1 protein-coding gene is annotated in these 317 nt (G+C 51.7%); it reads right to left on the bottom strand.

The genetic code is table 11. The features are described 5' to 3' along the window. Positions 1-81: 81 nt before the first annotated feature. A partial coding sequence (locus H4O21_RS25075; RefSeq protein ID WP_182812726.1) for a hypothetical protein occupies positions 82-317 on the bottom strand: 236 nt, incomplete at its 5' end.

Genomic DNA, 317 nt, shown 5'->3' on the forward strand with positions numbered 1-317 from the left:
TCTGGCTTACCGGCAGTCAGCCCACAACGCGTCCATGCAGAAAACAAAAAGTCAGGTTCCGGCAACAGAATTCGTCGAGTTTTACGATAATCTCCGCTTGCTACAGCAGACTGGCAGGTGGTTTTCAGGGGAGAAATGTGGTGCAGAAAATCCTGCTGGTTGAGGATGGCTGATAAACAGACGCTGGCCTTCTACGGTCAATTCCGCCAGATAATCCTCCGTTATGGCGCTGGATTTCAGCTGGACCTGTAATACCGTCGAAGCCTGCCCGGTGCTGATAAAGGGCAGGTCAGGGTCTGTCAGCATCTGTTGTAATG

Source organism: Oceanospirillum sediminis (genome assembly GCF_014164585.1).
In the GTDB taxonomy this organism is placed as follows: Bacteria; Pseudomonadota; Gammaproteobacteria; order Pseudomonadales; family Halomonadaceae; genus Oceanospirillum; species Oceanospirillum sediminis.